Source organism: Streptomyces sp. NPDC006265, assembly GCF_040613555.1.
In the GTDB taxonomy this organism is placed as follows: Bacteria; Actinomycetota; Actinomycetes; order Streptomycetales; family Streptomycetaceae; genus Streptomyces.
Genome location: NZ_JBEXSH010000178.1, coordinates 1 through 6968 on the forward strand (window position 1 = coordinate 1; position 6968 = coordinate 6968).

Here is a 6968-nt window from a genome sequence, read left to right on the forward strand (position 1 = left end):
GGACAACGACACCTTCCGTTGTCGCCGTGATGACTCGCCGTGTGCCGGATTCGTGCCGGAACGCTCAACCCTTTCGGCCCCATGGCGGTCGTACTAGGCGTCGGGACTTCTGGAGGGGGATCTGGGGGGATCGCGGGGGTTCCTGACGGGAGGGGAAAGGCCGAGGAGGCCCGGTCGACGGACCGGGCCTCCTCGAAACCGTTCGGGGCCGTTCAGGGCTGCTCAGAGCCCTTCGTGGACGTCAGAAGAAGACGCCGCACCTCAGCAGGACGTTCGCGTACGGCCGTGCCTCGCCCGTGCGGACGACGAGCCGGGCCCCCGCCGACAGCTCCTTGAGGCGTTCGTGCGACACGAGGTCCAGTCCGGAGAAGTGCCCCTCCAGCAGCGCCGACGCCTCCGGGTTGGCCTCCCGCAGCTCCTGGGCCGCCGTCGCCCCCTCGACCACCAGCTCGGCCAGCAGCCCGTCCAGCACCTCGGCGAACGCCGGCACCCCGGCCCGGAAGGCCAGGTCCACCACCCGGGGGCCGTCGGGGATGGGCATGCCCGCGTCGCACACCAGCACCCCGTCGCCGTGGCCGAGTTCGGCCAGCGCACCGGCGAGGTGACGGTTCAGAATTCCGGTCCTCTTCACGGTGCGGCGACCTCCGCCGCCGTCGGGAAGGACGCCTGCGCGCCCTCCTTCGTCACGGTCGCGGCACCCACCCGCGCCGCGTACGCCGCCGCCTCCGCCAGCGACGCGCCCGCGCCCAGCCGGTAGGCCAGCGCGGCGGTGAAGGAATCACCCGCGCCGGTCGTGTCCACCGCGTCCACCTTCACCGCCGGCACGCGCGCGACCCCCTCTGCCGACGCCACCAGCGCGCCCTGCGCGCCCAACGTCACCACCACCGACTTCGGGCCCTTGGCGAGGAGGATCCGCGCCCAGTCCTCGGGGGAGTCCCCGACGGCGGAGCCACCCAGGATCACCTTCGCCTCGTGCTCGTTCACGATCAGCGGGTCGCAGGCCGCCAGCACCTCCTGCGGCAGGGGGCGCGGCGGCGAGGGGTTCAGCACGAAGCGGCTTTCGGGCGCCAGGCTCCGCACGGCCTCCACCACCGTCTCCAGCGGGATCTCCAGCTGCGCCGACACCACCCGCGAGCTCTGGAAGAGGCACCCGGCGGCGCTGACGTCCTGAGGGGTCAGACGGCCGTTCGCGCCGGGCGAGACCACGATGCTGTTGTCCCCGGACGGGTCGACCGTGATCAGCGCGACGCCGGTCGGTGCGCCGCCCACCAGGACTCCCACCGTGTCGACGCCCGCCTCGCGCTGCGACTCCAGCAGCAACCGGCCGTGCGCGTCGTCGCCGACCCGGGCCAGCAGCGCCGTACGGGCACCGAGCCGGGCGGCGGCGACCGCCTGGTTCGCGCCCTTGCCGCCCGGGTGGACGGCCAGGTCGGAGCCGAGCACGGTCTCGCCGGCACCGGGCCGGCGCTCCACTCCGATCACCAGGTCGGCGTTGGCCGACCCCACGACCAGGAGGTCGTAGTCGTACATGAGTTGTCTCCCCACGTGAGTGACATGGGCGGGCGGTCACCGCACACCGTGCGCGACCACCCGCCGTTCCCCGATGTCAGCCGCTGAAGCCGGCCACGTTCTCCTTGGTGACCACCTTCACCGGCACCTTCACCGTCTCCTGGACCTTCTCGCCCTTCAGGGCCCGCAGGGCGTTGTCCACGGCGATCTTCCCGAGCTGGGACGGCTGCTGCGCCACGGACGCGTACAGCGTGCCGCCCTCGACCGCCTTCAGTCCGTCAGGCGTGCCGTCGAAGCCGACGACCGAGACCGACGTGCCGGCCTTGGAGCCCAGCGCCTTGATCGCGCCGAGCGCCATCTCGTCGTTGGCGGCGATGACGCCCTGGACGTCCGGATGGGCCTGGAGCAGGTTCGACATGACGTCGAGGCCCTTGGTGCGGTCGAAGTCGGCGGGCTGCTGGGCGACCACCTGGATGCCCGGGTAGGCCTTGAGGCCGTTCGCGAAGCCCTGCGCGCGCTCCCGGGCCGCGGACGTACCGGCCTGGCCCTGGAGGATCACGATCTTGCCCTTGCCGCCCAGCTTGTCGGCGACGGTCTTGGCGGCGAGTTCACCGCCGGCGACGTTGTCGGAGGCGACCAGGGCGTCCACCGACGCCTTGTTGACGCCCCGGTCGACGGCGATGACCGGGATCTTCGCCTTGTCGGCGGCCTTGACGGAGTTGCTCGCCGCGTCCGAGTCCACCGGGTTGACGATGATCGCGCCGAGGCCGGAACTGGTGAAGTTCTGCAGTTGGTTGGCCTGCTGGGAGGCGTCGTTCTGGGCGTCGGTGACGGTCAGGTCCACGCCGCGCTTCTCCGCCTCGGCCTGGGCGCCCGCCCGGATCTGCACGAAGAAGGGGTTGTTGAGGGTGGACAGCGACAGGCCCAGCTTCGGGCTGCTCGTGGCGGAGGAGCCGTTGTGCAGGAACGACGTGGCGCCGACGATCGCGACGGTGACGACGGCCGCGAGACCGTACGTCGCCGCCTGCTTGCCCTTGGGCCCGCCGGTGCCGGCCGCCACCGGGGTCGCCCCCGCCTTGCGCCGCAGCGTGTCGAACAGCACGGCGAGCGCGATCACGACACCGATGACGACCTGCTGCCAGAACGCCGAGACGTTCAGCAGGTTGAGGCCGTTGCGCAGCACGGCCAGGATCAGCGCGCCGATGAGGGTGCCGGACGCCTTGCCGGTGCCGCCCGCGAGGGAGGCGCCGCCGATGACGACGGCGGCGATCGCGTCCAACTCGTAGCCGTCGGCGGCCTGGGGCTGCGCGGAGGAGAGCCGGGCGGCGAGCACGACACCGGCGACGGCGGCGAAGACGCCCGAGAAGGCGTAGATGGCGAGCTTCTGCTTCTTCACGCGCAGGCCGGACAGCCGCGCGGCCTCCTCGTTGCCGCCGATCGCGTACATGGAGCGGCCGATGTAGGTCCGGCCGAGCACGAAGGCCGCGATCAGGCCCATGGCGACCATCACCAGGACCGGCACCGGCAGCCAGCCGCCGAGCGTGTCACCGAGGTGGGAGACCGAGTCGGGGAAGGCGATCGGGGAGCCCTCGGAGATCACCAGGGACAGGCCGCGGGCCACGGACAGCATGGCCAGCGTGGCGATGAACGGCGGGAGCTTGCCGTAGGAGATCAGGATGCCGTTGACCAGGCCGCAGACGATGCCCGTCGCTATGGCGAGGAGGACGGCGAGGAAGACCGGGACCCCTGCCGACGTGGCGCTCCAGGCGAGGACCGTGGCGGACAGCGCGGCGACCGAGCCGACCGACAGGTCGATGCCCGCGGAGACGATCACGAAGGTCACGCCGAAGGCGAGGATGGCCGTCACGGCCGCCTGCACACCGACGTTGAGGAGGTTGTCCGTCGTCAGGAAGTCGCCGGACAGGGCCGACATCGCGATGACGAGGACGATGAGCGCGGTGAGCGCGCCGTTGTCGAGCAGGAGGCGGCGCAGGCCCCCCGAGGCGCCACCCGCGCCCGTTGTGCTCTTGAGCGTGTCAGTGGCCACCGGAGGCCTCCGTTCCGTTCGTGGTCGTCGTCGTGGTCGGTGTCGTGCTCGGGGCCGTGGGGGTGCTGACGGCGAGTGCCATCACGGCGTCCTGGGTCGCCTCGTCGGCGGAGAGTTCACCGGCGATCCGGCCCTGCGCCATCACCAGCACCCGGTCGCTCATGCCGAGCACCTCGGGCAGATCGCTGGAGATCATCAGGACGGCCGCGCCGGCGGCGGTGAGTTCGTTGACCAGTTGGTAGATCTCGACCTTGGCGCCGACGTCGATGCCGCGCGTCGGCTCGTCGAGGATCAGCACCTTGGTGTCGGCGAGCAGCCACTTGCCGATCACGACCTTCTGCTGGTTGCCGCCGGAGAGCGTGCGCACGTGCTGGCCGAGGCCCGCCATCCGCACACCGAGCTGCCCGGCGATCCGCTCGGCCGCCTCACGCTGGCCCTTGAGGTCGACGAGGCCCGCGCGCGTGGCCGAACGCAGCGTCACCAGGCCGAGGTTCTCCTCGACGGAGGCGTCCAGCACCAGGCCCTGGCCCTTGCGGTCCTCGGGGACGAGTCCGATGCCCGCGGTCATCGCCGCGTTGACGTCGTACTTGGCGATCGGGGAGCCGGAGACCTTCACGGTGCCGTGGTCGTACGCATCGGCCCCGAAGACCGCCCGTACGACCTCGGTACGGCCCGCGCCGACCAGGCCCGCGATCCCGACGACCTCACCGGCGTGCACCTCGAAGCCGACGTCGTGGAAGACGCCGTCCCGGGTGAGTCCCTCGACGGTGAGCAACGCGGCGCCGCGCTCGGCACGTTCCCGCGGGTACTGCTGCTCGATGGAGCGGCCGACCATGAGCCGTACGAGCTCGTCCTCGGGCGTGGCGGCGGGGACCTGGCCGACGCTCCTGCCGTCCCGGATGACCGTCACCCGGTCGCCGAGCGCGGCGATCTCCTCCAGGTGGTGGGTGATGAAGACGATCCCGACGCCGTCCTCGCGCAGCGTGCGCACGATCGCGAAGAGCTTGTCGACCTCCTCGGAGGTGAGCACGGCGGTCGGCTCGTCCATGATCAGCACGCGGGCGTTCAAGCTGAGCGCCTTGGCGATCTCGACCATCTGGAGACGGGCGATGCCCAGCTCGCGGACCCGCGCGCGGGGCGGGACGTGCACGCCGACCCGCTTCAGCAGGACTTCGGCGTCGGCCTCCATCCGCTTGCGGTCGATCATTCCGAACCGGCGCGGCTGGCGCCCCAGGAAGATGTTCTCGGCGACCGTCAGATCGGGCACCAGGTTGAACTCCTGGTAGATCGTGGCGATCCCGAGGCGCTCGGAGTCCTGCGCACTCTGGATGCGGGTCTCCTCGCCGCCGACCAGGATCCGCCCGGCGTCCGGGGTGTAGGCACCGGAGAGCATCTTGATGAGGGTGCTCTTGCCGGCACCGTTCTCACCGAGCAGCACGTGCACCTCGCCCCGGCGCAGGTCGAAGTCGACGCCGTCCAGCGCGACCACGCCCGGGAAGGTCTTCCGTATGCCCTCGATGCGCAGCAACTCGTCCGCGTTGCTCACGTCGTGCTCCTTTGCACTGGGGTTGGGTTCTCGCCGCACGAGCGGCGTACGACGAGCCGGGCGGGGAGCGTGACGGACTCGCCGGGCCGCCCCTCGATGCGGTCGACCAGCGCGCGCACGGCGGCCCGGCCCAGCTCGCCCGTGGGCTGGGCGATCGCGGTGATCGGCGGATCGGTGTGCACGAACCACCGGATGTCGTCGAACGCGGCCAGCGCGAGGTCGTCCGGTACGCGCAGACCACGCGCGCGTACGGCGTCCAGGGCGCCGAGCGCCATCAGGTTGTCGGCCGCGAAGACGACCTCGGGCGGTTCGGCCAGGTCGAGGAAGCCCTCGGTGACCAGCCGGCCGCTCTCGGCCTGGAAGTCGCCCTGCCCTCTATAGGCGTCGGGCAGTTCGAGCCCGTACGCGCCGAGCGCCTCGCGGAAGGCCTCGACGCGCTCGCGGCCGGTCGTGGTCGCCGCCGGGCCCGCGATGATGGCGAGCCTGCGGTGTCCCAGCCCGTGCAGATGCGCCACGAGGTCCCGAACGGCGGCCTGCCCGTCGGCCCGCACCACCGGCACGTCCACACCCGGGATCCACCGGTCCACGAACACCATGGGCGTCCCGGCCCGCGCGGCGTCCAGCATCAGCGGCGAGCCGCCGTCCGTGGGGGAGACGAGCAGGCCGTCGATGCGGCGGTCGAGGAGGGTGCGTACGTGGTGGTCCTGGAGGTCCGGCCGCTCGTCGGCGTTGCCGATGATCACGCTGTAGCCGAGCGCGCGGGCCTCCTCCTCGACGGAGCGGGCCAGTTCGGTGAAGTACGGGTTCATCACGTCGCTGATGACCAGGCCGAGGGTGTGGGTCTGGTCGGTGCGCAACGAGCGGGCGACGGCGTTCGGGCGGTAGCCCAGGGTCTCGACGGCGGCCAGCACGCGGGTGCGTGCGTCGGCGCTGACCGACGGGTGGTCGTTCAGGACGCGCGAGACCGTGGCGACGGAGACGCCGGCCTCGGCAGCGACGTCCTTGATGCTGGCCACCGCCGCTCCACCTCCTTGTGGATCAGTCGTGGGAGCACCCGCGACGACGTCGGCGGTGCTCGTGGAATCGATTACATCGACGGGAGCATGGAATCGATTACACGCAGCCGAATCAAGCCCCCGGCGGTACCTCTTGACCGGATCGTGATGTCGCGGGGCACGGCCCGGCGGGCCAGGCTGGAGGTACGGGGATTTCCTGAGGGCGTTTGAGGCCCTGGCGGGCCGGAGCGGAGGAACCATGACGGCGGCGACCCGGAACGACACACCGGTGGCCCTCGAAGGTGACGGAGTGGAACTGCGCCTGATGCCGATCGGCGGCGGCATGTCGGTCGGCTACATCACGCTGCCCCAGGGCACGGACATGGGCCCGGCCTTCGAGGGCCTACCCGACGACGCCTGCCAGTGCCCGCACTGGGGCTATCTGCTCAAGGGCCGGATCAGGATGCGCACGGCCACGGGCGAGGAGGAGTACCAGGCGGGGCAGGCCTACTACTGGGGCCCCAGCCACGTGCCGGTGGCGCTGGAGGACAGCGAACTGGTGGAGTTCTCGCCGAGTGAGGACCTCCAGCAGGTGATCGACCACGTGGTGGCGCAGGCCGGGTGAACCCGGACCTTGGTGGGCGGCCGGGCTCGCGCTGCTGAGTTTCGCCGGTCCGGTGAGGTGTCGGGCCCGCGCTGATGAGTGCGGCCGGGCTCGCGCTGCTGAGTTTCGCCGGTCCGGTGAGGTGTCGGGCCCGCGCTGATGAGTTTCGCCCGTCCGGTGAGGTGTCGGGCCCGCGCTGATGAGTTTCGCCCGTCCGGTGAGGTGTCGGGCCCGCGCTGATGAGTTTCGCCCGTCCGGTGAGGTGTC

The 6968-nt window shown here is 71.5% G+C and carries 6 protein-coding genes; 1 reads left to right on the plus strand and 5 read right to left on the minus strand.

Annotation, left to right across the window (positions count from 1 at the left end; genetic code table 11):
• Positions 1–241 precede the first annotated feature (241 nt).
• The 5 genes from rbsD to ABZ281_RS16955 all read right to left on the minus strand — a co-directional run bounded on the left by rbsD (position 242) and on the right by ABZ281_RS16955 (position 6118).
• Positions 242–631 (minus strand): D-ribose pyranase, encoded by a 390-nt coding sequence (gene rbsD, locus ABZ281_RS16935; protein ID WP_356656208.1) that lies wholly within the window; start codon positions 629–631, stop codon positions 242–244.
• Complete coding sequence (locus ABZ281_RS16940; protein ID WP_356656210.1) at positions 628–1530, minus strand: ribokinase; 903 nt, start codon at positions 1528–1530, stop codon at positions 628–630. Before ABZ281_RS16940 ends, rbsD begins: the two co-directional genes overlap by 4 nt.
• A gap of 76 nt (positions 1531–1606) precedes the next feature.
• Positions 1607–3556 (minus strand): substrate-binding domain-containing protein, encoded by a 1950-nt coding sequence (locus tag ABZ281_RS16945; protein ID WP_356656212.1) that lies wholly within the window; start codon positions 3554–3556, stop codon positions 1607–1609.
• A complete protein-coding gene (locus ABZ281_RS16950; RefSeq protein WP_356656214.1) occupies positions 3546–5102 on the minus strand; it encodes a sugar ABC transporter ATP-binding protein in 1557 nt (518 codons plus the stop codon). Before ABZ281_RS16950 ends, ABZ281_RS16945 begins: the two co-directional genes overlap by 11 nt.
• A complete protein-coding gene (locus ABZ281_RS16955) occupies positions 5099–6118 on the minus strand; it encodes a LacI family DNA-binding transcriptional regulator (RefSeq protein WP_356656216.1) in 1020 nt (339 codons plus the stop codon). The genes ABZ281_RS16950 and ABZ281_RS16955 overlap by 4 nt, the downstream gene beginning before the upstream one ends.
• Positions 6119–6356: 238 nt before the next feature.
• Here ABZ281_RS16955 and ABZ281_RS16960 point away from each other — a divergent pair, with 238 nt between their 5' ends.
• On the plus strand, positions 6357–6722 hold the full coding sequence (locus tag ABZ281_RS16960; protein ID WP_356656218.1) for a hypothetical protein: 366 nt from the start codon (positions 6357–6359) through the stop codon (positions 6720–6722).
• Positions 6723–6968: the final 246 nt, after the last annotated feature.

What these genes read in the sequence shown, in the direction of transcription:
- ABZ281_RS16940 (WP_356656210.1), bottom strand. Translation starts at nt 1,530, where the DNA reads ATGTACGACTACGACCTCCTGGTCGTGGGGTCGGCCAACGCCGACCTG.
- ABZ281_RS16960 (WP_356656218.1), top strand. Translation starts at nt 6,357, where the DNA reads ATGACGGCGGCGACCCGGAACGACACACCGGTGGCCCTCGAAGGTGAC.